This window comes from Flavobacterium sp. XN-5, from assembly GCF_008033395.2.
In the GTDB taxonomy this organism is placed as follows: domain Bacteria; phylum Bacteroidota; class Bacteroidia; order Flavobacteriales; family Flavobacteriaceae; genus Flavobacterium; species Flavobacterium hiemivividum.
Window position 1 is genome coordinate 120,413 of the sequence record NZ_VOGZ02000002.1, and the last position, 26,033, is coordinate 146,445.

Below are 26,033 nucleotides of genomic sequence, written 5' to 3' on the forward strand. Positions count from 1 at the left end.
TAGAATACGATTCTTTTTAAACCACTATTATCGCACACAAAATTAATAATTTTTTGAAGTGCAAAGGTATTATATTTTTATCAAGAAAGACTCTTTAAAGTAGAATGAATCAATCATAATGTTTGTGCTAATTTGAAATAAAATTCAATAAATCCTAAGCCTTTTAATCTATAAGTTCAAAATTTGAAATCACAAAGTCACACCCTACATCCTTATTATTTCTAACTTGTATTGAAACATCGTTTCGATCTACAAGCTTCTTAACTAAATTTAATCCAATACCTGTGCTGCTTTCTCCATTAAAACTCTTACCCAAGGTATGAAACATCTCGAAAATTTTATCATGGTATTTATCATTTATTCCTGGGCCATTATCTTTAATTGATAAGGAGGAATTTTCTTTATCAAAAGAGATTTTAAGATTTAAAATTTCCTTGTCATTATATTTAATTGCATTTGATATAATATTAGAAACGATTTGATGAAAAGCCAGCGGTTGAAAGAGAATGTTATGATTCAAATTTTCTTTTTGAATTTGAATATTTGTTAACTGATTTGTCTGTTTTAAAATTTCATCAATTGCAATTTCGATATTAACTACTTCCTTGCCCTCATTATTTCGTACATTTTTACTGTAATAAAGTAAATCTTCAATTAATTTTGACATGCTTTTTGAAGATTTTTTCACCATACTAAATAGTTCTGCAACCTCACCGTTAAGCTCAAGATTATAATCTTCCTCAATTAAATTTATTAAAATTTGCATGTTTCCCAATGGCGTCTTTAAATCATGGGCAATGATATGAGCAAATTGTTCCAGTTCCTCATTCTTTTGAGCTAATACTTCATTTAATTTTTTTAGCTCTTGATCGTATTCCCAAATTTTTAAAAAGGACTCCACTTTTTTTCGAGTAATTTCAGTGTTTAAAGGCTTGGATAAAAAATCAATGGCTCCTAAATCATATGCTTTAGACAAATACTTTTGTTCATTACTTATTGCCGTGACAAAAATAGTTGGGATAGAGACCGTATTTGGGTGACTCTTTATTATTTCAACAAACTCATAACCATCCATATCAGGCATTTGAACATCAACCAGTATTAACGAAACCTTTTTAGTAAGTAATACTTGTAACGCTTCATTTCCTGACAAACAACTGATGATTTCTCTGTCTGGTTGATCAAGAATACTCTTTAAAGCCATCAAATTTTCAGGCTTGTCATCAATTAATAAAAGAGTATGTTTTTTATTTGACATAATTATTTATATTTTTTATTATATTGCTTAGTGTGCACACTATATGATTATTATATATTTTAATTGCCGAATGTGGCATCGATGAAAATTCGGCTTCGTTAGGATCTTGTACAATTGTTTTTCCTCCATTTTCAGCAATCATTTTTAGACCTATTGCTCCATCTTGATTCGCTCCTGACAATAAAATTCCACAACATTTTTCATTTAAGGCAAACGAAAAAGATTCAAAACTAACATCAATAGATGGTCTACTATAATTGACTTCTTCTGAGACATCTAATGAAAAGCTTAAATTTTCGTTTAATAAGAGATGATAGTTCGATGCAGCTGTATAGATATGTCCTGCTTTCACAAGTTCTTTATCTTCAGCCTCTTTAACTTTATAATGGGATTCTAGCTGCAGATAATCTTCGAGTATCGTTTTTGCATTTTTTAGTCTGTGTAAAACCAATACAATAGGAATATCAATCTCTTTATCTAATCCTTTGAGTATAGACAATATAAGATTGAAAGCACCAGCTGAACCACCAATGATAATTATTCTCATTTTATTTTTTGATAAATTTTTTGTTTACTGTCTATAATTTTAAATTTATCATTTATGGAACTAAAACGCAATGACTCTTTATTTCCAAGTGCTAGAAAACCATGAACTGGTAAACTATCATAAAAAAGCTCTAGAACTTTATTTTGTAATTCTTCATTAAAATAAATTAATACATTCCTACATAGAATAAGCTGACATTCTTTGAAAACACCATCAGTAACTAGATTATGTCTAGAGAATAAAATATCTTTTTTTAATTCTGAATTTATAATGGTTTTTTCTCCATCAGATACAAAATATTTATTCAAGGATTCTTTTCCCCCAGATGAAAAATAATTATTAGAATATTCTTTAAAATCTTTTATCGAATATATTCCTTTTTTAGATCTATCTAGTGCATTTGTACTAATATCTGTAGCATATATCCTCGATTTATTTAATAAATTAAGTTCTTTTAATAAGATCGCTAATGAATATGTTTCTTCACCAAAAGAGCAGCCTGCACTCCATACATTAATCTTAGGATAACTTTCTAAATAAGGAAAAACATTAGTTAGCAACGAACTAAAAAAATCTGGATCTCTAAAAAACTCACTGACATTCACGACTATTTCGTTTATGAAAGTATTAAAGTTTTCAGGATAGTTTATCAAATCATTCTTCAAATTAACTATATTAACCATTCCAGAAAGCTGCATATAACGATTGATACGTCTAAGAAAGGATGCTCGCGAGTAGCCTTCAAAGTCGTAACCATATTGTTTTTTTATCAAAAAAACTATTTCGTCAAGATCATTAAATTCAATCATCTATTTATATACCCATATACTAATTAACGAAATAAGCTGCTGTATATCTATAGGTTTAGACTGATAATCAGAAGCTCCAGCATTTAATATTTCTTCCCGATCCCCTTTCATCGCCTTAGCAGTAAGTGCAATAATAGGAAGATTTTTCCATTTTGGATTTTCTCTAATTTTTCGGGTTGCTTCAAAACCATCCATCTCTGGCATCATAACATCCATTAGGACAATATCAATAGTGGCGTTATTTTTTAAAACCTCAAGTGCTTCAATTCCGTTGAATGCGGTTAAAATCGAAGCTCCCTTTGTTGTTAGAGCACTCGAAAGCGCATATATATTTCGAATATCATCATCAACAATCAAAATTGTTTTGTCCTTGAGAACTTCTCCACCCAATAAATTCGAGACTGTTTTATTCACTTTTTTATTCGAAGTCTCCACAGTATCAAGAAACAACAGTAGTTCATCTTTTAATCTTTCGGTAACATTACTCGTTTTTATAACAACTCTATCGGCACTATTTTGTAATTCTAGTTGTTCTTCATCGGTCAAGGATTGTCCTGTGTTAACAATTATATTAATCTGTTTATTTTTTGATACTGTTCTAAGTGCTGCAATGTTTGCAATGTTCTTAGAATCAGGCAAACCAATATCCATAATAGCACAATCAATATCGTCGTTTGCCAAAATATGCTCTGCTTCTTTAAAGGTATGTGCCTGAACACAAATTACATTTCGATCACAGTTATGAATTAGCTCTTTTATTGAATAATTAAGACTTACATCATCCTCCAAAATCAATACTTTTTTAAATACCTTATTTATCTGTATATCAATAGATTCAAAAGCATTCTTTAATTTAGCAGTAGTGATAGGTTTGATTAAGAAATCAAAAGCGCCCATTTCTTTGGCTAATTTTTCTCTATTCATCCCAGACATGACGTGAACCGGAATGTGTTGTAAATCTTTGTCCTCTTTTAACCATTTTAATACCGTCCAGCCATCAATTCCTGGTAATTTCATATCTAGAATAATAGCCTTTGGCTTGTATTTTTTTGCATATTGATAACCCGTTTCTCCTTGATAAGCAACTATTGCCTTAAAACCATTATCATGGGCTACTTGCAACAATACGTCTGCAAATGAAGCGTCATCTTCAATTATTAATATGGTTTTGTCATCAATCGAAACCGAATCTCTATCATCCTTAAGATTTTCTGATAAATCTACGACAGCTTCCGACGATATTGGAGTTTCTATCCTTATTGAATCTACCTTATTAGCGATATGAGATTCTAATTTTTCAGCTTGATAATCTTGGAAATTTGCTGGAATATGCACACTAAATACACTTCCTTTGTTTAACTCACTTTCAAATTTAACTTCCCCACCTAGCAGTATCGCTAATTCCTTAGAAATGAATAAACCTAATCCTGTCCCACCGTATTTTCGACTTGTAGAGCTATCTGCTTGTTGGAATGTTTGAAATAATTTCTTTTTATTTTCTTGCGATATTCCAATCCCATTATCCTCAATATAAATGGATAATACTTCCTCTGATTTCAGTTTAGTCAATGTTTCTGAAGTAAAATCAGTATTGCCCGAACCAGATGAAAAACGTAATGAAACCTTACCGTTTTCAGGAGTGAATTTTAATGCATTCGACAAAAAGTTTTTGAGTATTTGTTCTAATTTTCCAATGTCAGTAAATAATTTTCTAGGACAGTCTTCAGCTATGCTTGTTATTAACTCAATATTTTTCTTTTCCATTTGTGCTCTAAACAAGCCATCCATGTCTGAATAGACTCTTTCCACAATGGATTCTTCACTATAAATTTCGACTTTTCCGGCCTCTATTTTAGAAATATCTAAAATATCAGTAATTAGATTTAGTAAATCTTTACCAGAAGAATTGATTACCGAAAGATTATCAATTTGCGGATCTGTTAAATTACCTAAATTATTCTCTTTTAAAAGATCTGAAAGTATCAAAATACTGTTTAAAGGTGTCCTTAACTCATGAGACATATTAGCTAAAAACTCAGACTTATACTTACTTGCTTGCGCTATTTCCTCGGCTTTAATATTTAATTCTTCTTGCGCAATAACTAGCTCTTCATTTTTAATGACAACTTCATGGTTTTTATGTTCAAGTTCACGCCCTTTTTCTTCTAGATAGGAATTCGTTTGCTCTAATTCGGCTGCTTGATTCTTGAGTTCTTCCTCCGATTGTTGCAGCAACATAGATTGCTTATTTAACTCTTCATTGCTTTGTCTTAGTTCTTCTTCTTGTACTTGAAGTATGTTATTTTTCCGATTAATTTCATCGACAGAAATTTTCAATTCTTCGTTGCGCACATAAACTTCAATTGCGCTTCCTATTGAATCTGAAATCGTTTTTAAAAGTACTTTATGATCATCACTAAAATTTTCCAAAGATCCTATTTCGATCACACCAATAACTTTATCTCGAAAGGAAACAGGCGTAATCAATACATTAAAATAGGGCGTTTCTCCTAGAGAAGAGGATAAGTAGGAATAAGTATTAGGCAAATTATTCAAACAAGTTTGTTGTTTTGACGAGGCAACTTCTCCTACTAAACCTTCCCCTATCTTAATAACAGCAGGAGTGTTTTTATGGTCAGCATAGCCTCCTATTTTATAAAGTTGATTGCTATCATTAGTAGCATTAATTATATAAAAATTAGCTTGACAACCTTCGGTTTGCTCGACAAGAGTATGACATATTTTTTTTCCAAACTCCTCTAAATCTGTTGATTCTAATATAGAATTATTGATCTTGCTTATACTCTCCTTCATTTTGTTAAGTTCAATAGAATCTTCTTCCATCCTCTTCAGCTCCAGAGACATTACGTTCATTGACTTATTGAGAGTATCGTTTTGACTTCTTAGGCTAATTTTTGCTCCATACTCTCCTGAACTAATTTTTGATGCTAACTCTAATTGCTCTTTCATTCCTACTAACAACTGATTAAAGGAATCACTAATATTTTGAAATTCAATATTTCCTGAAAAAGTAGGGTTGCGTATAATTTTCCCTTCTGATATCTTCCTTATTGTTGTAGACATTAAATACAACGAGCCAGATAATTGATTGACTAATTTATATAATAAAATAAAAGTTATTGCTAGAAATAGTAAAAGAATAGAGACTAAAATTATGACACTTCTTAAAGCTGATGTTTTTTCATTACTAGCAAATTTTACAATGTAATCTAAATTATCTTTTTCTAATTTAGCGATGTCTTTTACAATATTCGAGGACACTTTCCACCATTCCTGAGGGGAATAATTCAATTTATTACTTAGAATATCTTCTGCGGCGTTATTAAAAGACACATACGTCTTAGAGTTTCTAAATTCAATCAGCTTTGCATTTAGCAAATCATTTTTAGAATTTGACAATTTGAATTCAGTAATTCTAATATATCCTTTAGACTGAAAGTACAAATCTATTAAAGCACTATTATTCGTTTTATCTATTAAAGTTTGCAGTACGACACCTCTTTTTAATAATGCCGCTCTCTTCAACATCACATAACTGCTATAATTATTTGCAAGTGCGGAGATTTTAACATTTTTACTATAAATAATTTCTCTATCAATTAGATTAATGAGACTTTCGTTAACTTCTGTGTACTTAACAAAAGTAGTGACAGGATCTTCAATTTTATCATTAATACTTTCTCGCAGATTTAAAATTCTTGTATGAGCTTTGTTAAGATCAGTAAAGATTAAAGTATCTTTAATATCATTCTTTAAAAACCATTCATTTGTTTTATGTTTGCTTTCTAAATAATCCTTCTTTCTATTTTTATCAAAAAAAGAATAATTAGCCAACCCGCGCTCGCTGCCAATCAACTCAATACCTTCTGATAATGTAGCTATATTTTTAACATTTTTTAAACTTTCATCAATATTTTTATAATGTTCAATCGAGAAATTTATATTTGAAATAGTGATATAAATTAAACCTGAAAATGGAATTAATAGAATTAATATTAACTGCGATTTTATTGATAATTTTTTCCACATAAACAATTCTATTTTTTTTTAAATGTAATATTATATAAAAAAAAACACTATTTCCACAGTGCTTTTCTTCTTCTAATATATAAAATCTATTTTTTTTACAGCATTTTTTTTTCGACGCGATTTTATAATCGGCCTTTAAGTGAGCTAAAAACCCACGCATTTGCTAAGAATCCCACGCCAACAGCGGCAAATCCCCATCCAGAAACGTCGCTGTATTTAAAAGCGCCAAGTCCTATTAAAAGTAATCCCATTACTATCATTATTAAGGTCGCCCATCCTAAGATTGTATTCTTATTCATTCCCATACTTTAAGCTTATTTATTAAAATCAAATATCGTGATTTTAACTACTAATTAAATATATTATAGAGCATTTCTCGCAATAAGTCGGAATTTGACATAGAACTCGCTCCGACTCCTTTACTTTTCACATCGATATCCCGCAAGGAAGCCACGATCTGGCTCACCTTTTTCATGGGATAATTTTTAAGCGCTACATCATATTCTTTTAGAAAAAACGGATTTACTCCAATAACTAATGCGACATTTTTTGGGTTTCTATCTTTCAGTCCGTGGTATTTGAGTAACTGGATAAAAAATCCAAATACCAAACTGGTGGTAACGACCATTGGATTTTCTTTTGGATTATTGGCAAAATTTTCAGCGATAGTGTACGCTTTTAGTTGGTTCCTTTCCCCTATTGCTTTGCGGAGTTCAAACACATTAAAATCTTTACTAAACCCTATGTTTTCTTCAATATCTTTAGGCGTGATTACACTTCCTTTGGGTAAAATAATTTGTAACTTTTCAAGCTCATTATTTATTTTACTTAGGTTTGTTCCCAGAAACTCCACAAGCATTGCATTAGCTTTGGGTTCGATCGTATATTTTTTACTAGCCAATATGCGTTTTATCCAATCCCCAACTTGATTTTCATATAATTTTTTACTTTCGTAAACTAACCCATTTTTCCCCAGTACCTTCGTTACTTTTTTACGTTTATCTAATGTTTTGTACTTATAACAAATCACTAAAACGGTAGAAGGCATTGGATTCTCGGCATAACTTTCCAGCTTGTCAATGGTGCGAGTCAACTCTTGCGCTTCTTTTACGATTACGACTTGGCGTTCAGCCATCATTGGATAGCGTTTTGCAGTAGAAATAATATCCTCCACGGAAACATCTCTACCGTACAAAACAGTTTGATTGAATCCCTTTTCTTCCTCAGACAAGACATTTTTTTCAATATAATCTGATATAATATCAATATAGTAAGGTTCCTCACCCATCAAAAAATAAATTGGTTTGATGTTCCCACTTTTAATATCATTCAGAATTTTTATAACCTCGTCCATTTTTTTGAGTATTCAGTGTTTAGTTGTCGTATTCAGTTAGAACTTTATAAATAACCCTAACTTTAAGCGGTAAACTTTAAACATTTTAATTATTTTTGCCTGATGCAGCAATTGGATTTTTCTTCTTATACTTTCCGCTTCAAAAATAGCGAAAATAAAGTGTCTATTTTTGACGAAATCAGGAAAAAATTTATCATTCTCACTCCCGAGGAATGGGTTCGCCAGCATGTTGTTCGATTTTTATTGGAAGAAAAAAAATACCCGAAATCCCTGATTAATGTAGAAAAAGTACTTAAAGTCAACGGCTTACGCAAGAGATATGACGTGGTAGTATTTAAGAACGATGGTTCAATAGATGTCTTAATCGAATGCAAAGCTCCCGAAATAAAAATTGCCCAAGCTACCTTTGACCAAATAGCACGTTACAACATGACCATGAAAGCCGAATATTTGATGGTAACCAACGGAATGAATCACTACTTTTGCCAGATGGATTTCGAAAACGAGAAATACCAATTTCTATCTGAACTCCCTGAATATAAGATCTAAATAATCAAAATGAATATAGCAGTCGTTATCCTTAATTGGAATGGTGTACAATTATTAGAGCAATTTTTACCTTCAGTAATCGAATTTTCTCCAGAAGCCACTATTTATGTTGCAGACAATGCTTCTACAGATGAGTCCGTGTCATATATAGAACAGTTCTATCCTACTATAAAAATTATAAAAAATAGCGAGAACTTTGGTTTTGCTCAAGGATATAATGAAGCACTGAAACACGTTGATGCTGAAATATATGCTTTGGTAAATTCAGATATAGAAGTAACTGCAAACTGGTTATCATCTGTTATCGATACTTTTAAAAACGATCCTCAAACTGCGATTGTACAACCTAAAATTTTAGATTTTAAAAATAAAGAATATTTCGAATATGCTGGTGCTGCTGGTGGTTTCATTGATAAATATGGCTATCCTTATTGCCGTGGTCGTGTCTTTGATACCATCGAAAAAGACATGGGACAATATGACGATGATAGAGAAATTTATTGGGCGTCGGGAGCTTGTTTCTTCATCCGAAGTTATGTTTTTAAAGAACTGCATGGATTTGATGATGATTTTTTTGCCCACCAGGAAGAAATCGATTTATGCTGGCGTGTTATCAATAAGGGATATAGCATAAAATACAACTATAAATCCTTAGTGTATCATGTAGGTGGTGCTACTTTAAAACAAGGACATCCAATGAAAACCTACTTGAACTTCAGAAATTCATTACTAATGTTAACCAAGAATCTACCAAAGGAAAGTTTGTTTGGTATTTTATTTGTCCGTATGCTACTAGACGGAATAGCGGGCTTGCAATTTGTTTCGCAAGGTAAATTTTCGCATTTTACAGCTATTATGAAAGCTCATTATTCTTTTTATACTTTATTTTCAAATACTTACAAAAAAAGAGGGGCTTTCCAGAGCAAAAAGTACTATAACCTTAAAAGCATCGTTTATCAATACTATGTTAATAGTGGCAAGGTCTTTGTTGACTAATTTTAACATTAAATTATCTATTTTATTAACTTTATTAAAACTATTTTTGTAATTCACTAAACATTAAATTTATGAAAAAAATTGTAATTGCCTTATCAGTACTAGCCCTTTTAACCTCTTGTGTTTCTAAAAAGAAATACAGCGAACTAGAAGCGAAAAACAAAGAAACTCAAGACTTATTGAATAGTTGTACCGTAAAATTGAATTCTTGTCTAGAAGAGAAAGCAGGCCTTACAGCAACAGTTGCTGGTTTAAAAGACCACAACCAAACGTTGATCAGTACTTCTAAAGACATGACTGTATTAACTACAAAAGGTGCCGAAAATATTGAAAAAGCATTAGAGTCAATCAAAGAAAAAGATTTAAAAATCACTAGAATGCAAGATGCGTTAACTAAGAAAGACAGTGTTACGCTTGCTTTGGTTACAAGTCTAAAAAGAACAGTTGGATTCAATGATCCAGATATTGAAATTAATGTTGAAAAAGGAGTTGTATTCATCTCTATTGCTGACAAATTGTTATTCAAAAGCGGTAGTTACAACGTAACTGATAAAGCAAAAGGAGTTTTAGCTAAAGTTGCTAAAGTTGTAAATGACAAACCAGATTTCGAATGTATGGTTGAAGGTCATACTGATAGCGTTCCTTACATTGGAAACAACATCTTACTTGACAACTGGGATTTAAGTGTGAAACGTTCTACATCAATTATTCGTGTATTAACGAATGAATTAGGTGTTAACCCATCTCAATTAATCGCTGCAGGTAGAAGTTCTTACGTACCTTTAGTAGCAAATGATTCAGCTGAAAACAGATCTCGTAACAGAAGAACTCGTATTGTTGTATTGCCTAAAATTGATCAATTCTACGAAATGATCGAAAAAGAAATGAAAAACCCAAAACAATAGTTTTGAAAATTCATAGTGTAGTTTGAATTTACAAACTACATAAATAGAAAAACGTTCCGAAATTCGGAACGTTTTTTTTTATGCTTACATTTCTAAAAACAAAAGCAGGGTACTACAAAATATCTAAACTTCCTTTTCCTTCTCTTATTATTTCTGGTTCATCTCCTGATAGGTCAATTATAGTAGAACCTACGTTATCACCGTACCCACCATCAATAACCATGTCAACTAGATTTTGCCATTTTTCAAAAATAAGCTCAGGATCAGTAGTATATTCAATCACGTCATCATCGTCTCTAATAGAAGTGGAAACAATAGGATTCCCTAATTGACGTACAATTTCCAGAGCGATCGAATTATCTGGAACACGTATTCCTACAGTAGTCTTCTTCTTAAATTCCTTAGGTAAATTATTATTACCTGGTAAAATAAAAGTATAAGGTCCTGGCAAAGCTCTTTTTAATAACTTAAAAGTTGCCGTGTCTATTTGTCTTACATAGTCAGAAATATTGCTTAGATCATGGCAAATGAATGAAAAATTTGCTTTTTCTAGTTTTATCCCCTTAATCTTAGCGATGCGCTCTAAAGCCTTTGTGTTTGTAATGTCACACCCCAAACCATACACCGTATCTGTTGGATAGATAACTAAACCACCATCTCTTAAAACCTTTACTACTTTGGCTATAGCCGCTTCGTTGGGTTTATCTTCGTATATTTTTATAAATTGTGCCATTTTGTTTTGTTTAAAGTTCCTTGTTTAAAATTAAAAATTCTTGTCATTGCAAACTTAAAACCTTACACAGGAAACAAAATTTATTATCCTATTATATCCAATTTTGCAAAACGCAATAATAATTTTTTTATACCGCCCACATCAAATTTAATTTCTGCCTTTTTATCAGCTCCTACTCCTTCAATATTGATTACTTGCCCTTTGCCAAAGCGTTCGTGCATAACCATATTTCCAGCAACCAGTTTATTGTCGAATAAATTAGCAGTTCCAGAACCTCCGTTATTGGAAATAGCTTTCAATTTACGAATATTTATTTCAGGATTAACAGCATTCCCCTTAATTTGTGGTGGAGGTGTTCCATTGGCTGGTTTGGCCAAACGCAATTTGGACTTATCCACATCCCCAAAGATATCACTATCAATCATGGGTTTGTATCGGTAATTATTTTCTGCAGGAGTGAGATACTCTAAATATTGTCCATCAATTTCTTCGATAAAACGAGAAGGCTCACTGTCAGTCAATTTACCCCAGCGGTAACGGGATTGCGAATAGGTCAAATACGCCTGATGTTCAGCTCTTGTCAGGGCTACATAAAACAAACGGCGTTCTTCCTCAAGTTCGCTTCTGGTACTCATACTCATGGCACTTGGAAACAAATCTTCTTCCATTCCTACCACAAAAACGTGAGGAAACTCTAATCCTTTTGCTAAATGTATTGTCATTAAGGCAACACGATCTTCATCGCTAGTATCTTTGTCTAAATCGGTGGCTAGAGCTACGTCTTCCATGAATTCAGATAAAGCGCCACGAGCACCATCAATTTCTTTTTGGCCTTCGGTAAAATCCTTGATTCCGTTTAATAATTCTTCTATATTTTGGATTTTGGCCATTCCTTCGGGTGTGGCATCTTTCTTCAATTCCTGAACCAATCCTGTTTTTTTAGAAACATGATCCGTTAAGTAGAAAGCATCTTGATTTTCATTAATCACCTGAAAACTTTGAATCATGGTTACGAAATCCAATAGTTTCTGTTTGGTTCCAGAATTTAATTTCAAATCAATTTTATCAATGTTTTGCATCACTTCAAAAATTGACCTTTTGTAATGATTGGCTGCGACCAATAATTTTTCGATCGTAGTATTTCCTATACCTCGCGCTGGATAATTGATCACACGCATCAACGCTTCTTCATCTTTTGGATTGATTACCAATCGCAAATAACAAAGCACATCTTTAATTTCTTTTCTTTGGTAAAAAGACAAACCTCCATAAATTCGATACGGAATATCTCTTTTTCTTAGCGCATCCTCCATCGCACGGGATTGCGCATTGGTGCGGTATAAGATAGCAAAAGCGCCATTATTCATTTGTTTTTGCATCTTTTGTTCGAAAATCGTTCCAGCTACAAAACGACCTTCTTCAGCATCAGTCATACTGCGATGCACTTTTATCTTTGGACCAAAATCATTAGCGGTCCAAACAATTTTATCCAGTTTAGTTTTATTTTTATCTATAACGGTATTTGCCGCTTCTACAATATTTTTTGTCGAACGATAATTTTGTTCCAGACGAAATGTTTTTACTCCTTCATAATCCTTCTGGAAATTCAAAATATTATTGATGTTAGCACCACGGAAAGCATAAATACTTTGGGCATCGTCACCAACCACACATATATTTTGGAATTTATCTGATAAAGCGCGAACAATTAAATATTGAGAGTGATTTGTATCTTGGTACTCATCAACAAGGATATAACGGAAACGGTTTTGATATTTCGCCAGCACCTCTGGAAAACGAGTCAATAGTTCATTTGTTTTTAGCAATAAGTCATCAAAATCCATTGCCCCAGATTTAAAACATTTATCTACATAACTTTGATACAATTCCCCCATACGCGGTTTTTTGGACATCGCATCCGCTTCTTGAAGATCCCGATCATTGAAGTATGCTTTTACAGTAATTAAGCTATTCTTAAAGTTCGAAATCCTGCTTAAAACCTGTTTGGGTTTATAAACATCGCGATCTAATTGCATTTCTTTGATAATTCCCGAAATAGCGCGTAGCGAATCCTGTGAATCGTAAATAGTGAAATTAGAAGGATATCCTAACAAATGAGCTTCAGAGCGCAGAATTCTCGCAAATACAGAGTGAAACGTTCCCATCCAAAGGTTCTTGGCTTCACTAGATCCCACAATATCAGAGATACGTTTTTTCATCTCACGTGCTGCTTTATTAGTAAAAGTCAGCGACAAAATATTGAAAGCGTCGATTCCTTGATGCATTAAATAGGCGATACGAATCGTTAAAACACGTGTTTTACCTGAACCAGCACCGGCAATAATAATCATAGGACCGTCTTTTTGCAAGACCGGTTCGCGTTGTGCTTCGTTAAGTTGGGAAATGTATTTTTGCATGGAAATTATCTATTTATGCAAAAATAAGAATTTAAGAATTAAAAAGGAGTTTTAAATCATAATCCGAGGTACTTATTCAATTAATGTTTTAAAGGTAAAAATTACAGGCCTAAAAAGTTAGGTATTGCACTAGTTACAATAACTAATAACAGTTGCACGAAATAAAAAGTATTTTTTATTTTCGTTTAGTAAGCTAAATCTGCTTTATCAATAAATGTTAGATTTTACTTGTCACATTGCTGCAAATTCAGTTGGCTTTCTTGTTGATTTTGCGCCTTTTTAAAATTATTTCCTATCAATATTAAAGTAAAAAATCCACCAACAACTAAAAATAAATATCCTTCCGCAAGTCCAAATTGTGTATTTGCCTGAACGAGATACGCGACCCCATAACTAAATAGAGAAGTAAGGACATAGGTTATTCCACCTGTTAATCCTCCCGCTGTAGCTGCATATTGAGGAAAACTACTCAGGCAGTACGGAAAATAAACACTAAAAGTGAAGCCTGCCGCAATATGAATTAAAAAAGCAAAAATAGCTATCGTGAATAAGTTACTTAGCAATGGAGCGCTTAACATCATGGTTAAAACCAGAGCAAACTGAATGTAATTAGCCACTCTTAGTTTAGTCACTAACGGTTTGCTAATTAATGCCTTCGATAGAAACCCACCTGTCATCCAGCCTGCTCCTAGAAACAATGAAACATATCCTGTTACAATTGCTGAATAACCCAACTCATGTTCCAGAATAAAAGGACCACTCAAACCATAAAACATTACTGCTCCATACGAAATTCCTAACATCATCAAGCCATATCTAAAATCTTTCCGTTGCAGCATTTCGGAATAGCTGCTTTTAATTGCAATTATTTGCATTTTCTTTCTAGTTTTCAAAGTTTCCCCAGAAAATATCAGCTCTAAAATTAGCATTATAGATCCAAAAAAAGCCAAAACGTAAAAATTAGAACGCCATCCGAATCCATATTGCAGATATCCGCCGATAAAGGGAGCGACAATAGGCGCTACAGACCAAACAATAGTCATAATACTCAGATAGCTTTTTTGTTTTGCGCCTTCATAGATATCGACAAACAAAGTACGCTTAGCGACGGCAATAAAAGCTACAGAAATACCATGTAAAACACGCATGCAATAAATCACCCAAATACTATCAGTGGTCGCTATCACTACACTAGCTACAATAAAGAGAAGTAAAGCAAGTAGCGACAAGCGGTATCTTCCATAAACATCTAATAGACTACCTGCTACAATTTGAGTTAAGCCATAACTTACTAAGAAAAGCATCAGCGTAAGTTGAATATTGCTTTCACTGGTGTTTAACGAAATACCCATTTGAGGCATCGAAGGCAAGTAAATATCTGTTGCTAAACCCGATAAAGGGACTAATGCAAAAGCTAAAATAGTCGCAATTGATTTGTTTTTTTCGGGTAGTAATCGAACTTCTTTTTTGATTTTCATTTTATATTATAATTATTCTCAATCATATCAATTTGATAAATGACCCTGCAACTGGAAGGTTTTTCTATTCTAAATTATTCTCGCTTTAAAAACAGTACAACGGCTGAAATTTACCTTAAAACCGCATCATTTTTTTCTTATTCGAATAGTTGAGACTGCAATATTTGAGTGTATTCTTAGATCCAAAAGACATCATAAGCAAAACGGATCAAGGTACCCACAACGATAATCAAGAAGAAAATGCGAATAAACCCATTTCCTTTATTTATCGCTAGCTTAGCGCCAAGCCATCCTCCAAGCGCATTGCTTGCAGCCATGGGCAAAGCAATTGCCCAGATAATTTTTCCTTTCATCATAAACAAACAGATCGAACCAAAATTTGTCGCTAGATTAACCATTTTAGCATTGGCGGAAGCCTGTAGAAAATCAAACCCCATCAAAGCGATAAAAGCTACTACAAAAAAACTTCCTGTTCCCGGACCAATAAATCCATCATAAAAACCAACTACAAAACTGATGCTGATTGCATTTAAAATCTGAGTTCTTTCGGAAATATTTCTCTCCACGTGCTGTCCGAAATTTTTCTTAGCATAGGTGTAAATTGCCAAAAGTGAAAGAATGAAAAGCAGTAAAGGCTTCATAAAATCATTGCTCATATAAGTCAATAAAGCAGAGCCTAAAAATGCTGAAGGCAACGCCAGTCCCATCATAATAAACAGCAATCTCCAGTTCATATCTACCTTTTTCAAGTATTGATAAGCCGCAAATGAAGTCCCGCTAAAAGCAGGAATCTTCAGGGTTCCAATTACGGTAGAAACCGGTAAATTAGGTAATAATATTAGTCCAACGGGCGTTTGAATAAGTCCACCACCACCTACTATGGCATCAATAAAACCTGCTGCAAAAGCAGCAATACAAAGAAAAACAATGATATAAACCTCCATTAATGGCACGAAATAAAATGATGAGAAACTAAACCTTGTTGAAAAAGTAATATTTTTTGCAAAAGTACTACTCCATAGATACATTCCATTACAATTCATGTGAATTTATCTCCAAAAAGTATATTTTTGCTTTACCAAATTTAAAACAAATGAATTCTCCTCTTATCGTTGAAATAATGGCCTATACTCTTCCTTCTTTAATAACAGGTGGTGTTGCCTATTTTTTATTTAATTCTCATTTTAAAGACCAACAAAATACCCGAAGATGGTTGTTGCAAAAAGACAATCAAGCATCGACATTGCCCGTTCGCCTGCAGGCTTACGAGCGCATGACTTTGTTTATGGAGCGAATTAACCCTTCGCAGTTGATGGTAAGAATCAGCCCTCTTTCTGAAGATAAAAATGACTATAGAAATTTTGTAATTGCACAGATAGAGCAAGAATTTGAGCATAATCTAGCCCAACAAATTTATATTTCGGAGCGTTGTTGGTCCATTATTGTTACAGCCAAAAATGCAACAATTCAGATGATTCGATTAGCTGCCGCAAACGAAAAAGTAACAAATGCTGATGGTTTACGAGAATTAGTTCTAAGTGATTTATTAGAAAAGCCATCCCCTAGTAGTGCCGCGTTAGCCTTTATAAAAGATGAAGTGGGACAGCTGTGGTAGAAAAAAGTGTTTTAGGGTTCCCTTTTATTTTTTGCATAATCAAATCCTTTTTTCCACCACTCTTTCATTTGTGTCTTATTAAATATTAAAGCATTATGAGTTAACTCAATGGGCGTGTAATAGATATTTAATTTAACGTTGTTGTCTCCCGCCGAAAGTTTTCCTAGTAAGATATCGTGCTTTTCAATTTGGTCTAATTCGATTCGGAATAAATCAATCAACAGCGAAAATGGATTTTTACCAATAGTAATTTTAGCAGTTCTCTTTTCAGTTTCTAAAACTATGACGTCAATCTCTGTTGCGCCACGAATAATAGCTTGCTGAATAGGTACTAAACTTGAAAACCCACCATCACCATAATCGCAACCATTTCTAGTAACTAAGCTCATAAACGGAATGTAATTACTAGAAATCCAAATCCAATCGCAAAATTCAGCATAGGTACAATCATGGATTGATTTGTATTCGGCCCTATTTTGGGACAGATTGGTTACACTAATTACTACGTCAAACTGTGCCGCTTTTAACTCTTCGAATTCAGCTATAGTGAAGCATTTTTTAATGTATTTCAGTAGTCTTGTGCTTTCGCCAAAGGTTCTTTTTCTTCTCAAAAATTGCTTAATCATATTCAAATGATTGATTTTTACAATCTCAATTCCGTTTTTATTTCTAACTCGAAAGGGATTTACATTAAAGATTTCAGCCATGCAGACTTCTGTAAAGACGTTATAAATCTTTTCGATCTTGCCGAGGGCTAAATGGGGAATAAGTACACTCCCTGTTGAGGTCCCAATGAATAAGTCATACTTCTGATTCTTGTTTTGTAATAAATATTGCGCTACGCCTCCTGCAAAAGCACCTTTACTGCCGCCACCAGAAATCACCAATGCTCTCATATCTTTTACAAATTAAACAGCGAATCTTAAAGACCTAAATTTCGTACACTTAAATATAAGTATTAATTTAATAATCTACTCAACTGAAATTGCTCTTTTTCGTTTAAATCTGGTAAAATTGCCTCCAAAGAAGTTTTCATTTCCTTGTTTTTTAACATCGTTCGAATACTATCCCTTCCAAATTTAGAGAATTGCCACATATGATGTGTAGTCGCGTTTACTAAATTCTTTAAAACAGCAGCATTAATTAGTTGGAAAGCTATCAGCTTTTCTAAAGCTTTTTGACGTGTAATTGCTTCAAATTTAGGTGAAGAATAATTGATTAATTCCGCTATCAAAGATGCATTGTCAGCATCATAATCTGGCGTAGATACGGCGAGTGATAACCATAATGTCTTTAGGTTATTATCACTAAAACCAACCCAGTCTTTAGATTTCTCCAAGTAGTTTGATCTATGTTCGGGAAAATTATTCCATAAATAAAACAATGCGATTTCTTGTGTCTGATACGATTTATCATTCAACAAAGTCTCAGATTGTATTCTAAAATCTTCTGGAATTTTTGAATTTGTATTGGCTACAGCCTGACGAACCTGAATATTATTAGTAGCTAAAGCCAATTCCAACAACTTTTTTTTAGCTTCAAATTTTTCGTTTTTAAGTTGGTTGACAATCGCTTCTTTTACTGTATAATAAACATCTGACTCCAGAACTTCTGCCATAAACTTTGCTTTCTCAGATAACGGCTTTTTCTTTAGATTATCTAATTCTAGCAACAATCTACTAGTTTTATTCTTACTCAATAACTCATTGATTTCATTAACATTAACCAAAGTAGATTCAAGCCACACTTTACTTAACTTATTGGTATCGAAATTAGATACTCTATCAACTTCCTGAAAGAAATCAGCTGTGGTTACGTTTTGAAAAGCGTATTTTTCTAAGTAGCGACGCACGACTTTTTTAAATGCTTTGTCGCCTATTGCCTCATGTAAAACGAATAATGTCCAAGCCCCTTTTTGATAAAAACTTAAGGAACTTGCTTTCTCATTCATCACCGGAATCGAGTCGGTTCTAGAAGCATATTTAATTTGCTGTGCTGATTCATATAACTTAGAATAAAAATAATCGTTGCCATAGATTTCCCGTTCGGCCAGTAAGGCATAATAGGTAGCAAATCCTTCTTGCAACCAATGATGTTTTCCACTTTCGGCGGTGATTAAATCTCCAAACCATTGATGCGCCAGTTCATGTGCGTTTACACTGATATAATTGCGATCTTCAAAACCTGTAGAATCGATCACATACCTACTAGAAAAAAGAGTAGCCGAGGTATTTTCCATTCCGGCATATAGAAAATCACGAACCGGAATTTGCTTATAAACTTTCCAAGGATACTTCACTCCTATTTCTTTCTCCAGAAAATCGAACATTCTAGCAGAATATCGGTACGTTGTTTCGTATCTATCTGCATGCTTTTGTTCTAAATACAATTCTAATTCGGTTCCACATTTTGTTTTCTCTGTATATTTATCAAATTTACCAATTGCAAGCATCAGCAAATAAGAACTCATGGGCTTTTCCATCGTATATTGCCATGATGAACTATTGCCGTTCGTTGTTTTATGAGTCAGTACTCCATTTGAAATCGCTTGATATTCCTGATTAAAAACCAGTTCCATATTAAAAATCACTTTTTCATTCACATCATCAAAACTAGGAAACCAATGACTTGTATATTTCCCTTGTCCCTGCGTCCATATTTGTAAATCATCTGCTGCTTCAGAACCTACAAAATACAGAGCCTGTTTTGGTGATGCTTTATATTCAAAACTAATCTTATTTTTGCCTTTTTTAAACGGAAAAATGATTTGCAATTGCTTCTCAGAATTTATAAAGCCCACGTCTTTGTCATTCAGTTTTACCTTTGTAAAACTCATGTTTTGCGCATCTATTTTTATAGTATCAATAGGGTTTATTACCTCCAACCAATAATTAACATTACCAGCAACCGATTTTTCTTTAGGATCTAAAGTAATTTGACCAGAAACCGATTTGAAATCAACGTATTTTGTTTGTTGAGCGAAAGCCAACGTCGATAGTAAAAGAAACAGATATTTCATTCAATAAAATTTAAGAAGTAAAACCCAAAGTTACAAAGGATTCAGAAACAAATAGAAGTAATTTTGTAAGTTTGTAGACAGAAATTTAGACCAAAAACAAATTGAAAAAGATCGCCTTATTTAACTGGAGTAGCGGAAAAGACTCTGCTCTCGCCCTATATAAAATTTTACAAGACCTAGAATTTGAAATACACTGCTTGCTAACAAGCGTCAGTGCGGAATTTCAGCGTGTTTCCATGCATGGCGTGCGCATAGAATTACTACAACAACAGGCTAAAAGCATAGGATTACCGCTAGAAATTATGCAAATTCCAGAAATGCCTACTATGGAAGCTTACGAAAGTGTCATGGAGAATACACTTGAAAAACTGAAGAAGCAAGGCGTAACGCACTCTGTTTTTGGTGATATTTTCTTGGATGACCTCCGTAAATACAGAGAAGACAAATTAGCCAAAATGGGATTGATAGGTGTTTTTCCGCTTTGGAAAGTATCAACTCATGATTTGATACAGGAATTCATTGGACTAGGGTTTAAAACCATCGTTGTTTGTGTTAACGAGCGTTATCTCGATAAAAGTTTTGTAGGACGCGTTATCGATCAATATTTTATAAACGATTTACCAGAAAATGTAGATGTTTGTGGCGAAAACGGTGAATTTCACACTTTTACTTTTGATGGACCTATATTCGAAAAACCAATCGACTTTGAAGTTGGCGAAATCGTATATCGAAAATACGAGAAACCAAAAACAGCTGCTTCAAATAGCGCTTGCGATACTGATTCCACAGACGCATTTGAATTCGGATTTTGGTATTGTGATTTAATAGATAAATAGTGATCGTAATAAAAACTCCGAAGACCTAGAGAATTTGGAGATAACTTTTTGCATAGGCTACTAAATCGCTACTGTACTTCAAGTAATTTATGAATTTCTAATTTTGTCATTTTCAATAAGGATTTCATAACCCTTTCTGCCTTGTTAGTATCGAGCATTAATTCTGGAAGAATTTTTGGCACAACTTGCCACGAAAGTCCATACTTGTCTTTTAGCCATCCGCATTGCCCTTCTTCTCCATCTTCAGTTAGTCTTTGCCAATAATCATCTATTTCTTCTTGCGTTTCGCAAAAGATCTGAAAGGAAACTGCTTCTGTAAATTTAAAAATTGGACCTCCATTCATAGCTGTGAAAGCTTGTCCATTTATTTGAAATGTTACTGCTAGAACTGATCCTGCTTCGCCGCCATGTATCTCATATCCTTCTTTAGTATAGCGACTAATGCTACCTATTTTTGAATTCTTGAAAATAGATACATAAAATCGAGCCGCTTCTTCAGCCTGGTTATCAAACCATAAACAGGGTGTTATTTTTAAATTTTCCATTTTGATGCACTTATTTGTTCCAATCGGATTTCGACATAATTTTTAAAATTATCCAAAATAGCTTGCCAACCTTCTCTTTGTAATTCGATAGAGTTTTCAGTTTCTGCTTCAAATAATTCCATTACTTTGGTTTGATTGTCTGCAGATGTGAAAATAATTTTTACTTTTCTTCCGTCGTCTGTAGTGTATGTAATTTGCTCGTATATTTTTAATTCCTCGTACTTTCCAACAAAATCAAAACCCGCACTACCGTCTTTGGCTTCCATCCTATAGCGAAATTTACCATCCATTCGGAAATCATTCTCTGCGTAGGGCGTATGCCAATCCTTTGAAGCTACATTCCACACAACAATATTCTCGGGCGTGATCCAGTTTTTCCATACCGTTTCTACGGGTGCGTTAATTATAGTTTCAACTGAAATAATCGTTCTCGCATCTGCTTCCATCTTACTATTTTTTATATATTTTCAAATCTTTTTTCGAGGAAATAGAATTTTAAACCTCCCTCTAGTGTCATTCCATATACTTGTAGTTAACTACTAATTATTTAACAAATCGCATTCAATAATTTATATATAAGCTAGTTACAGAAATAATTTTAACGCGATACATCTATAAAATTAAAACAAAAAATCCAATACTCCTCTGAATACTATCATAAGAAATCAATTGACAATGCATTTTTTATTGGCTTATAGCCAACATAAAAAAACTCCGAAATCAAATGATTCGGAGTTTTGGATACTATTAATGTAGAATTTTAAGAAAAACAATTCGATAATCTACTAATTCAAAAGGTTTCAATCTCAATCAAATTAAACCATTTCTTCATACATCTTTAACAAATGTGTCACGGTATTCCAGTTTCTAATGGTTGCTGTAAGATTTAGTTTTTTCTCAATATATTTTTGATCAAGTCTCGTTTTTCCAGCTCCAACGGCGTATTTAATAAAAATTCGATTGCCATCTAAATAAGCTTCGTCGGGTTTAAATTGGCTAATTTTCAAATCATTGATGTTTTCAGACCGAAGTTCTTTCGAAACAAAAGCAACATATAATTTCTTAATGTCTACTTCTTTTTCTTTCAAAAAGGGATTATTAGTGAAGCAAGCTTGTAAGTCAGCCGCATTAATAACGATCACTGGTACATCGCCGCCAAAAACTTTAAAAAGTTCCTGTTTGATGATAAAACCCACTTTGAGAGCACTTTCTTCCTCAGTAGTCACAAAAACATTCCCTGATTGAATGTAGGTCTGCACTTTTGTGAAACCAATGTTTTCCAAAGTTGTTTTTAGCGCATCCATTTTAATCATGTTGTGACCAGAAACGTTTATACCACGAAGCAGTGCGAGATGGGTTGTCATTTTATCTTTATTTTGATTACTCCAAAGATATTGTGTTGAAGTCACTTTGCCAATTTATTCTATTTTAAAATTGCAATACTTTTCGATTCTATATGACTAATTATTATAGAAAAACTTCAATTATAAGTCATTAGATAAAATTACTTAAAGTGATACTATAACTCGGGAAACGAACAAAAAAAAAGAGACTGCGATTGGGGACAGCAGCCTCTAATTTGAAAAAAATTATTGAAGTAAAAAAAGAGGCTGCGATTTGGGAATAACAGCCTCATTAAAAAAATAATCTACTTATATTTTTGCAAAAATGTTAGTGTAATATTTTTTACCAGTTACCGAATTTTCTCTGATAGAAATTCCGAAATGAGTATAATTTCCAACTATATTTTCTTTGTGACCTGGGCTTTTTAACCATGCAGCTACTGCAGCTTCAGGCGTATTGTAATTGTATGCTATATTTTCACCCACTGTTTTTGCTCCAAGATTTTTTATAATTTTATCAGAACGGTCTACAAAACCATCGTGATTAACCACATTATTAGTGATCATATAATTATCATGCACTTCTGATTTCGCAGAGATGTAATTTATTTTCTCTAAGGCATTAAGACCAACACTTACTCTATAATCATTTATTAGTGCTAAGGTTTCTAACTCAATTGGAGAATAGGTATAATTTACTACTACTTGAGTTTGAGCTTCTACCGGCGTAACTTCAGAAGAATCAGAAGAACAGGAGTTCAAAGTGAATATTACCGCTAATAATAGTACTGTAGGAAGTAAAATTTTTTTCATAATTCAGTAGTTTAAGTTTAAAGTAGATTGTGGGGCAAACTTCTTTAATTTTGTATCTTAATTGTGTTCTAATTCTGCTCAAACATACATAGAATTCCGTTAAACAAACAAAAAAAATCGACGAACTACATCATTATTAAAAATAACTATTATTTTTCTTACTTTTTAAGAGCAATACTAAATTAGCTTATTAAAGAATATAATTTTGAACATCTAAATTTCAATCGTATAATTGGTTTTTTAACCTTCTAAATAAGTGGCTATTAAAGATTCAAAAAAATATTATTGAAATATCTATACTTAAATAAAAATGTTTCATGGATAAGGATAAAAAAAATGCCGCCTATTTTTAAAGAGACGGTATTTTTAAAAATAAAATTATGATTTACATCTTTGCAAAAATATTGGTGTAGTATTTTCTCCCCGTTGCTGAATCGACTCTAATTGAGACACCAAAACTTGTATAAGCGCCTTCAATATTCGCTTTATGTCCTGGACTTGCCATCCAAGCATCAAAAGCAGCTTGTGCTGTACTAGAATTATATGCAACATTTTCGCCTACTGATTGAGCGCCTAGAGTTTTCATTATATCTTCGGCACGTACTGTAAAGTTATTGTGACTTAGTATACTTGTACTAATCATATAATTACTATGCTCTTCCGCCTTTAAGGAAATATAATTCGCTTTAACTAATGCAAATAAACCAATACTAACTCTGTGCGCATTAATTATATCCACAAGTTGATTTTCAGAAGTAGAATAAGAATAATTATACAAGTCTACAGCTGCCGTAGATGTTTGTGAAGTAGTAGGAGATTGTTTGTCCAATGCTATAGATTCTGGTGTTTCGTAAGAATCTGTTGAACAAGAATTCATAGTAATCATAGCCGAAATAAAGCCTAATACTAAAAGTGATTTTGATCTCATAAAAAAATTGTAGTAGATAGATAATAAACTTGTTAGCATCCGCTACTTCATTTATTATTATTTTGAATATTAGTTGTTTTCTAAATTCAAAACTACTTTTTTTACCGACAAACAGTCAATTAAAATCGACGAAATACATTAATTTAACACTACTCTTTACGTTTTTCCTACATATCAAGGAGATAGTCTTTCAATTTTCCAAGAAAAATCTTCTACGCTTTTATATCTAATTCTGTCATGTAATCGATTAGCCCTTCCTTGCCAAAACTCAACTTCAACTGGAACAACTAAATAACCACCCCAGTGTTGAGGTCTTGGAATCACGATGCTATCAAAATCTTCTTCTAATTGCTTTAGATTTTCCTCAAGATAAGTGCGAGATGGAATTACTTCACTTTGATTAGAAACTAGGGCTCCCAACTTGCTTCCTTCAGGTCTTGAGTCAAAATAATTATCTGAGATTACTTCTGACGTCTTTTGAGCAATTCCTTTTATAATAACTTGGCGCTCCATACTATGCCAAAAAAAAGAAAGACATATATTGGGGTTTGCTTCAATCGCCTTGCCTTTCTCTGAATTATAATTGGTATAAAATATAAAGCCCTCTTCTGTGAATTTTTTTAATAATACAACTCTAGCTTTTGGAAATCCGTCGAGACCAACTGTCGATACAGTCATCGCATTTACTTCTTCATTTCCTCCAAAATCTTCTGTTTCGTGAAACCACCTGTTGAAAAGGTTGATAGGATCTTCTGGAATGTTAGATTCTAATAACTCACTCTTTTCATACGATTTTCTATAATTGCTTAAATCTTGCATTTCTATGTGTTTTTAAGATGATCCTATTATTAAACTATCAGTTTCTAAAAATAAGGCTATTCCTTTTATTTGTTCTATCGTGCCGACTGAGTCTAAAAGTCAAAACTTCGTCCATCATCTGCTAACAGCACTTCTTGGAAAATAGTTTCTGCTTCCTCTTTAAAAAGGCTAATATTTTCATAACGCGTAGAATAATGCCCTAAAACCAATTGTTTTACATTTGCTTTCAAAGCAATTGTCGCAGCTTCCTTTGCCGTGGAATGCATCGTTTTCCCTGCCAGAGTTTCTTCTGACTCTAAAAAAGTTGACTCATGATACAAGACATCTACTCCTTCTATTATTGGAATTATATTCTCATTATATTTAGTGTCAGAACAAAATGCGTAGCGCATTGGTGGCTTTGGATCGAATGTTAATTGTGCATTTTCAATTACCCTTCCATCGTCTAAGGTGATATCTTTACCGTTTTTAATATTTTGATAATAACATTTGTCAATTTCATAATTCTGAACAGCGTCCGTATTCAATTTTCTTTTATCGATCTTTTCTTCGAATAAAAAACCGTTGGTATAAATACGATGTTTCAGCGGTATTGTTTTTACAACCACTTTATCATCTTCAAAAACAATCTCGCTTTCATTCGATTCTAATTCATGAAAATGTAAATTATAATTCGTCCAGGAATTGGTCAATCGCAGCTGCAACTTTATAATTTCTTTGATTCCTTTTGGTCCGTGAATATGTAAATCTGTAGTTCGATTCAGCAATGTAAAAGTGGACACTAGACCTATCAGGCCAAAAAAGTGATCGCCATGCAAATGCGAAATAAAAATATGATTAATTTTAGAAAATCTGATTTTGTTTTTACGCAATTGTACTTGTGTACCTTCTCCGCAATCAATTAGAAATAATCTGTTCTTAATTTCTAAAATTTGAGATGTCGGATTTGTAAATGTACGCGGAGTAGCTGCATAACAGCCCAGTATTGTTAGTTTCAAAATGATACTTTTCGATTAAAG

At 32.9% G+C, this 26,033-nt stretch carries 24 protein-coding genes; 5 read left to right on the forward strand and 19 right to left on the reverse strand.

The genetic code is table 11. From position 1 onward, the window contains the following. Positions 1 to 163 precede the first annotated feature (163 nt). From FQU23_RS05820 to holA, 6 genes are all read right to left on the reverse strand, one after another. Positions 164 to 1,258: a hybrid sensor histidine kinase/response regulator gene (locus FQU23_RS05820; RefSeq protein ID WP_147673034.1), complete on the reverse strand. Its 1,095-nt coding sequence runs from the start codon at positions 1,256 to 1,258 to the stop codon at positions 164 to 166. After that, positions 1,248 to 1,805, reverse strand: a complete 558-nt coding sequence (locus FQU23_RS05825; RefSeq protein ID WP_147673035.1) for a chemotaxis protein CheB — start codon at positions 1,803 to 1,805, stop codon at positions 1,248 to 1,250. Before FQU23_RS05825 ends, FQU23_RS05820 begins: the two co-directional genes overlap by 11 nt. Further along, positions 1,802 to 2,614, reverse strand: coding sequence for a CheR family methyltransferase (locus FQU23_RS05830; RefSeq protein ID WP_147673036.1), 813 nt, complete (start codon positions 2,612 to 2,614; stop codon positions 1,802 to 1,804). The genes FQU23_RS05825 and FQU23_RS05830 overlap by 4 nt, the downstream gene beginning before the upstream one ends. Continuing rightward, on the reverse strand, positions 2,615 to 6,664 hold the full coding sequence (locus FQU23_RS05835; protein WP_147673037.1) for a response regulator: 4,050 nt from the start codon (positions 6,662 to 6,664) through the stop codon (positions 2,615 to 2,617). A gap of 122 nt (positions 6,665 to 6,786) precedes the next feature. Continuing rightward, complete coding sequence (locus FQU23_RS05840; RefSeq protein WP_147673038.1) at positions 6,787 to 6,969, reverse strand: CAL67264 family membrane protein; 183 nt, start codon at positions 6,967 to 6,969, stop codon at positions 6,787 to 6,789. Between the two features lie 44 nt (positions 6,970 to 7,013). Then, complete coding sequence (holA, locus tag FQU23_RS05845) at positions 7,014 to 8,018, reverse strand: DNA polymerase III subunit delta (RefSeq protein WP_132109583.1); 1,005 nt, start codon at positions 8,016 to 8,018, stop codon at positions 7,014 to 7,016. Positions 8,019 to 8,120: 102 nt separating this feature from the next. On the opposite strand from holA, the gene FQU23_RS05850 reads away from it, so the two are divergent. The 3 genes from FQU23_RS05850 to FQU23_RS05860 all read left to right on the forward strand — a co-directional run bounded on the left by FQU23_RS05850 (position 8,121) and on the right by FQU23_RS05860 (position 10,468). Beyond that, complete coding sequence (locus tag FQU23_RS05850) at positions 8,121 to 8,567, forward strand: type I restriction enzyme HsdR N-terminal domain-containing protein (protein ID WP_147673039.1); 447 nt, start codon at positions 8,121 to 8,123, stop codon at positions 8,565 to 8,567. A 9-nt stretch (positions 8,568 to 8,576) separates the two neighbouring features. Further along, positions 8,577 to 9,563, forward strand: coding sequence for a glycosyltransferase family 2 protein (locus FQU23_RS05855; RefSeq protein ID WP_147673040.1), 987 nt, complete (start codon positions 8,577 to 8,579; stop codon positions 9,561 to 9,563). A gap of 71 nt (positions 9,564 to 9,634) precedes the next feature. Beyond that, positions 9,635 to 10,468 carry a flagellar motor protein MotB gene (locus tag FQU23_RS05860; RefSeq protein ID WP_147673041.1) on the forward strand — a complete coding sequence of 278 codons (834 nt, stop codon included), beginning with the start codon at positions 9,635 to 9,637 and terminating at the stop codon, positions 10,466 to 10,468. A gap of 112 nt (positions 10,469 to 10,580) precedes the next feature. Here FQU23_RS05860 and FQU23_RS05865 read toward each other — a convergent pair whose 3' ends face one another. The 4 genes from FQU23_RS05865 to FQU23_RS05880 all read right to left on the reverse strand — a co-directional run bounded on the left by FQU23_RS05865 (position 10,581) and on the right by FQU23_RS05880 (position 16,040). Then, the gene (locus tag FQU23_RS05865; protein WP_147673042.1) at positions 10,581 to 11,201 is read right to left on the reverse strand and encodes an L-threonylcarbamoyladenylate synthase; all 621 of its coding nucleotides are present in this window, start codon (positions 11,199 to 11,201) and stop codon (positions 10,581 to 10,583) included. 83 nt (positions 11,202 to 11,284) lie between these two features. Continuing rightward, positions 11,285 to 13,618, reverse strand: a complete 2,334-nt coding sequence (locus tag FQU23_RS05870) for an ATP-dependent helicase (RefSeq protein ID WP_147673043.1) — start codon at positions 13,616 to 13,618, stop codon at positions 11,285 to 11,287. Positions 13,619 to 13,842: 224 nt separating this feature from the next. Next, positions 13,843 to 15,096: an MFS transporter gene (locus tag FQU23_RS05875; RefSeq protein WP_147673044.1), complete on the reverse strand. Its 1,254-nt coding sequence runs from the start codon at positions 15,094 to 15,096 to the stop codon at positions 13,843 to 13,845. Between the two features lie 176 nt (positions 15,097 to 15,272). After that, entirely contained in the window at positions 15,273 to 16,040 is a 768-nt protein-coding gene (locus FQU23_RS05880; RefSeq protein ID WP_147673277.1) for a sulfite exporter TauE/SafE family protein, read from the reverse strand. Between the two features lie 149 nt (positions 16,041 to 16,189). On the opposite strand from FQU23_RS05880, the gene FQU23_RS05885 reads away from it, so the two are divergent. Next, a complete protein-coding gene (locus tag FQU23_RS05885) occupies positions 16,190 to 16,711 on the forward strand; it encodes a hypothetical protein (protein ID WP_147673045.1) in 522 nt (173 codons plus the stop codon). Positions 16,712 to 16,722: 11 nt separating this feature from the next. On the opposite strand, the gene FQU23_RS05890 is transcribed toward FQU23_RS05885, so the two are convergent. Next, on the reverse strand, positions 16,723 to 17,607 hold the full coding sequence (locus FQU23_RS05890; RefSeq protein ID WP_147673046.1) for a patatin family protein: 885 nt from the start codon (positions 17,605 to 17,607) through the stop codon (positions 16,723 to 16,725). A gap of 62 nt (positions 17,608 to 17,669) precedes the next feature. Beyond that, positions 17,670 to 19,730 carry a M1 family metallopeptidase gene (locus tag FQU23_RS05895; RefSeq protein WP_147673047.1) on the reverse strand — a complete coding sequence of 687 codons (2,061 nt, stop codon included), beginning with the start codon at positions 19,728 to 19,730 and terminating at the stop codon, positions 17,670 to 17,672. Positions 19,731 to 19,831: 101 nt separating this feature from the next. On the opposite strand from FQU23_RS05895, the gene FQU23_RS05900 reads away from it, so the two are divergent. After that, positions 19,832 to 20,566: a diphthine--ammonia ligase gene (locus tag FQU23_RS05900; protein ID WP_147673048.1), complete on the forward strand. Its 735-nt coding sequence runs from the start codon at positions 19,832 to 19,834 to the stop codon at positions 20,564 to 20,566. A gap of 68 nt (positions 20,567 to 20,634) precedes the next feature. Here FQU23_RS05900 and FQU23_RS05905 read toward each other — a convergent pair whose 3' ends face one another. The 7 genes from FQU23_RS05905 to FQU23_RS05935 form a co-directional block, all read right to left on the reverse strand. Beyond that, the gene (locus FQU23_RS05905; protein ID WP_147673049.1) at positions 20,635 to 21,111 is read right to left on the reverse strand and encodes a VOC family protein; all 477 of its coding nucleotides are present in this window, start codon (positions 21,109 to 21,111) and stop codon (positions 20,635 to 20,637) included. Continuing rightward, positions 21,099 to 21,557, reverse strand: coding sequence for an SRPBCC domain-containing protein (locus tag FQU23_RS05910; RefSeq protein ID WP_147673050.1), 459 nt, complete (start codon positions 21,555 to 21,557; stop codon positions 21,099 to 21,101). Before FQU23_RS05910 ends, FQU23_RS05905 begins: the two co-directional genes overlap by 13 nt. A gap of 369 nt (positions 21,558 to 21,926) precedes the next feature. Next, positions 21,927 to 22,475, reverse strand: coding sequence for a DUF1697 domain-containing protein (locus tag FQU23_RS05915; RefSeq protein ID WP_147673051.1), 549 nt, complete (start codon positions 22,473 to 22,475; stop codon positions 21,927 to 21,929). A 288-nt stretch (positions 22,476 to 22,763) separates the two neighbouring features. Continuing rightward, positions 22,764 to 23,267: a CAP domain-containing protein gene (locus FQU23_RS05920; protein ID WP_132109569.1), complete on the reverse strand. Its 504-nt coding sequence runs from the start codon at positions 23,265 to 23,267 to the stop codon at positions 22,764 to 22,766. 385 nt (positions 23,268 to 23,652) lie between these two features. Continuing rightward, a complete protein-coding gene (locus tag FQU23_RS05925; RefSeq protein WP_165425733.1) occupies positions 23,653 to 24,195 on the reverse strand; it encodes a CAP domain-containing protein in 543 nt (180 codons plus the stop codon). 174 nt (positions 24,196 to 24,369) lie between these two features. Next, positions 24,370 to 25,014, reverse strand: coding sequence for a pyridoxamine 5'-phosphate oxidase (pdxH, locus tag FQU23_RS05930; protein ID WP_147673052.1), 645 nt, complete (start codon positions 25,012 to 25,014; stop codon positions 24,370 to 24,372). Positions 25,015 to 25,106: 92 nt separating this feature from the next. After that, positions 25,107 to 26,012, reverse strand: coding sequence for a ribonuclease Z (locus FQU23_RS05935; protein ID WP_147673053.1), 906 nt, complete (start codon positions 26,010 to 26,012; stop codon positions 25,107 to 25,109). Positions 26,013 to 26,033: the final 21 nt, after the last annotated feature.

Excerpts from the sequence above, each read along its gene's own strand:
- FQU23_RS05820 (WP_147673034.1), bottom strand. The coding sequence starts at position 1,258 with ATGTCAAATAAAAAACATACTCTTTTATTAATTGATGACAAGCCTGAA.
- FQU23_RS05825 (WP_147673035.1), bottom strand. The coding sequence starts at position 1,805 with ATGAGAATAATTATCATTGGTGGTTCAGCTGGTGCTTTCAATCTTATA.
- FQU23_RS05830 (WP_147673036.1), bottom strand. The coding sequence starts at position 2,614 with ATGATTGAATTTAATGATCTTGACGAAATAGTTTTTTTGATAAAAAAA.
- FQU23_RS05835 (WP_147673037.1), bottom strand. The coding sequence starts at position 6,664 with ATGTGGAAAAAATTATCAATAAAATCGCAGTTAATATTAATTCTATTA.
- FQU23_RS05840 (WP_147673038.1), bottom strand. The coding sequence starts at position 6,969 with ATGGGAATGAATAAGAATACAATCTTAGGATGGGCGACCTTAATAATG.
- holA (WP_132109583.1), bottom strand. The coding sequence starts at position 8,018 with ATGGACGAGGTTATAAAAATTCTGAATGATATTAAAAGTGGGAACATC.
- FQU23_RS05850 (WP_147673039.1), top strand. The coding sequence starts at position 8,121 with ATGCAGCAATTGGATTTTTCTTCTTATACTTTCCGCTTCAAAAATAGC.
- FQU23_RS05855 (WP_147673040.1), top strand. The coding sequence starts at position 8,577 with ATGAATATAGCAGTCGTTATCCTTAATTGGAATGGTGTACAATTATTA.
- FQU23_RS05860 (WP_147673041.1), top strand. The coding sequence starts at position 9,635 with ATGAAAAAAATTGTAATTGCCTTATCAGTACTAGCCCTTTTAACCTCT.
- FQU23_RS05865 (WP_147673042.1), bottom strand. The coding sequence starts at position 11,201 with ATGGCACAATTTATAAAAATATACGAAGATAAACCCAACGAAGCGGCT.
- FQU23_RS05870 (WP_147673043.1), bottom strand. The coding sequence starts at position 13,618 with ATGCAAAAATACATTTCCCAACTTAACGAAGCACAACGCGAACCGGTC.
- FQU23_RS05875 (WP_147673044.1), bottom strand. The coding sequence starts at position 15,096 with ATGAAAATCAAAAAAGAAGTTCGATTACTACCCGAAAAAAACAAATCA.
- FQU23_RS05880 (WP_147673277.1), bottom strand. The coding sequence starts at position 16,040 with ATGGAGGTTTATATCATTGTTTTTCTTTGTATTGCTGCTTTTGCAGCA.
- FQU23_RS05885 (WP_147673045.1), top strand. The coding sequence starts at position 16,190 with ATGAATTCTCCTCTTATCGTTGAAATAATGGCCTATACTCTTCCTTCT.
- FQU23_RS05890 (WP_147673046.1), bottom strand. The coding sequence starts at position 17,607 with ATGAGAGCATTGGTGATTTCTGGTGGCGGCAGTAAAGGTGCTTTTGCA.
- FQU23_RS05895 (WP_147673047.1), bottom strand. The coding sequence starts at position 19,730 with ATGAAATATCTGTTTCTTTTACTATCGACGTTGGCTTTCGCTCAACAA.
- FQU23_RS05905 (WP_147673049.1), bottom strand. The coding sequence starts at position 21,111 with ATGGAAAATTTAAAAATAACACCCTGTTTATGGTTTGATAACCAGGCT.
- FQU23_RS05910 (WP_147673050.1), bottom strand. The coding sequence starts at position 21,557 with ATGGAAGCAGATGCGAGAACGATTATTTCAGTTGAAACTATAATTAAC.
- FQU23_RS05915 (WP_147673051.1), bottom strand. The coding sequence starts at position 22,475 with ATGACAACCCATCTCGCACTGCTTCGTGGTATAAACGTTTCTGGTCAC.
- FQU23_RS05920 (WP_132109569.1), bottom strand. The coding sequence starts at position 23,267 with ATGAAAAAAATTTTACTTCCTACAGTACTATTATTAGCGGTAATATTC.
- FQU23_RS05925 (WP_165425733.1), bottom strand. The coding sequence starts at position 24,195 with ATGAGATCAAAATCACTTTTAGTATTAGGCTTTATTTCGGCTATGATT.
- pdxH (WP_147673052.1), bottom strand. The coding sequence starts at position 25,014 with ATGCAAGATTTAAGCAATTATAGAAAATCGTATGAAAAGAGTGAGTTA.